Genomic DNA, 2830 nt, shown 5'->3' with positions numbered 1-2830 from the left:
AAGTTAGTCAGTCTTTGGTCTGCCATACGTAACACGTATGTTCAATGGAAACTTCGGCAATATTTCCATTCTTAGACTGCGAAGCGTTTCAATGACCCTGCACTTCGGGCGACGATACTCCACTTTGGACTATGGTTCAAGCAGTTTAGCCTTCATCCTTATTCATAACATTTTTACCTTGCCCCTCAGTCGTACCTAGGTCATTTTGGTAACTTAGGGCTTTCCTTGCATGCTCTGGTCCCCTCCGGGTTTCCCCTTCTAGGTAAGCAAGGTGGTAAATGAGTTAAGCACAGACTCCCATCTCTTGTCTAAGGAGATTCTCTACATGCCCGTATGGGCGCACACCAAAATCATCATGATCCAATAAATTAACACGATCGCCGATTTTGTACTCATAATGAGATTCTCTTTTTTCTTGTACAAATTTCGGTTTTCTAATTTTACTTTCATTCACTTTTTCTAAAGCGTACTCTTTATTTCCCATATACTCTTTCGCTCTTTTCAGTACATGTTCTTTTACGCTCATTTTATTCGCAATCCAAAGTGCATTACTTTCTCCTGATTTTCCGATAACTAATTTATAAAGCGGCTCTAGCGTTTCACTATTAAACTGCATCGCTGCATTCATAAAGTCATCATGCATTTCTGAGAATCGTTTAATTTCTCCGTAATGCGTACTCGCAACGGTAATACATCCCGCAAAGTACAACTCTTCTAAAATAGAAATTGCAAGTGCTGCACCTTCATTTGGTTCTGTACCGCTCCCTATTTCATCAAATAAAAGTAACGTATTATTATTTGACATCCTCATAATCTCAGAAAGATTTTTCATATGAGACGAAAATGTACTTAGTGCATTTTCAATACTTTGATTATCACCAATATCTACGAATACATTTTCGAAAATAGCGATTTCTGTACCTTTATCTCCTGCAATATGAAGACCTGACATTGTAGCTAATGTTAACAATCCAATCGTTTTTAACACAATTGTCTTTCCGCCCGCATTCGGCCCTGTAATAATTAAACTACGATACTCTTGACCAATTTTAAAATGTAACGGTACAACTTGCCCTGTTAAAAGCGGATGCTTACAATTCACTAAATGAATGTAGCCATGATCGTTTAACTTCGGTTCTATTCCATCAATCGATTTACTAAACTTCGCTTTCGCAAATACCATATCATACTGACTAATTAGCTCCATGTTAATCTTTATACTATATATGTTTTCTAAGACCATTCCTGATAAAGTCGCTAAAATCTGATACTCTTCAACCGCTTCTTCTGCTTTCAAACCTGCTAATTCTGCATTCAATTTCGTAACCGTATGCGGTTCTATAAATACAGTAGAACCTTTTGCCGAGGCTTCAATAATACTTCCAGCAACTTGATTTTTATAGGAAGATTTAATTGGAATCGTATAACGGTCATCCTTTTTACTAATAAAGAATTCCTGAATGAATTTCTTATTTGCACTACTATTTAAAAACTTCGTTAAACGTTCTTTTATTTTCCCATCTACAGAATCGATATTATTTCGAATTCGTTTTAACTCTTTACTTGCAGCTACATCAATACTATTTCCTTTAATTGAAAAGTTAATTTCCTCTTCAATACTTTTATATTCAGTCATTGAATTTGCATAAGAAGCTAATACTGGTGCAAAAAATTCTTTATCTAACATAAACTTTTTAATCTTTCTACACCCACGTAAAAAATCTGAAACACTTACTAATTCTTCTGGATCTAAAATCATCCCTTTTTCTAATTTTTGAATTGTACTAGCAATATTAGAAATGCCGAAGAAAGGAACATGCCCTTCTGCATCTAATATAGCTCGTGCTTCTGTCGTTTCATTCAAGCGATTTCTCACTACTTTTATACTCGTACTCGGCTCTAATTTGTTTACTAATTCCTTACCTAATCCACTTACACAATAAGATTTCACTATATCCTTTAATTCGTTATATTGTAACTTTTCAAAAGTCATCGTATTCATTTTGTTTCTCCTCACTATGATTGATTTTTATCATAAATGAAGATACCTACTCATTAGATTCCAATGAGCTCTACATTATTTAATTACCATTTTTATACATTAAAAATATATACAAAAAAGCTGCGGGGATACCGCAGCTTTTACATTTACAAGGCATGAGTAATAACATATGAGGAAATAAGCCATAAAAAACAGATGGCAATCCCCTTATTACACGCTTTATAAAGTATTGTAGGTATCTTCATAGGTATTGAAATAAATCCATGACAAAGCTAGGGGTATGGTATACATAAAAATCCCCTGTTCTTATCCGATTTATTTCATTAAATTTTTCCTATTTAATACCTACCGCACTCACAAAAAGCACCTCTCATTAATTTATATTATAGTCATTGAAATCTAATTTATTGAAATCATCATACTATATGTTACGTGAGAAGTAAAGGTGTCATACTTTAGTAGTACGTAACTATAGATTTCAATATTGCTTAAATTAGGTCTATATTCACTGAAGAGAAATTATAAGAAGCGCCTCCGCTATTGCGAATGTCATTTACTTCCCCTAATACATTTAATAATTATGACAAGCAATAATAGGAGGTTTACTATATGAGTGAAGAATATAGTATTTTACATGGAACTGCTCTAGAACCAAATTTAATCGGTCCCACACTACCATCAATTCCACCATTTACATTACCCACCGGACCTACTGGAATCACAGGTCCTACCGGTGCGACAGGTTTTACCGGAATTGGAATAACTGGTCCTACTGGGGGTACAGGTTCTACCGGAATCGGAATAACTGGTCCTACTGGGGGTACAGGT

Annotated in this window: 2 pseudogenes; one reads left to right on the top strand and one right to left on the bottom strand. The window is 34.8% G+C overall.

The window, feature by feature from the left end:
• Positions 1-316: 316 nt before the first annotated feature.
• A pseudogene (locus tag ATL10_RS26305) lies at positions 317-2002 on the bottom strand (endonuclease MutS2); the annotation flags it as partial.
• A gap of 609 nt (positions 2003-2611) precedes the next feature.
• Here ATL10_RS26305 and betA point away from each other — a divergent pair.
• Positions 2612-2830, top strand: a pseudogene (gene betA / locus ATL10_RS32015) (collagen-like exosporium glycoprotein BetA); the annotation flags it as partial.

It is taken from the genome of Bacillus sp. 196mf (genome assembly GCF_003217275.1).
Taxonomy (GTDB): domain Bacteria; phylum Bacillota; class Bacilli; order Bacillales; family Bacillaceae_G; genus Bacillus_A; species Bacillus_A thuringiensis_S.
The sequence above is the reverse complement of the archived record's forward strand: the minus strand, read 5'-3'. Positions and strand labels throughout refer to the sequence as shown.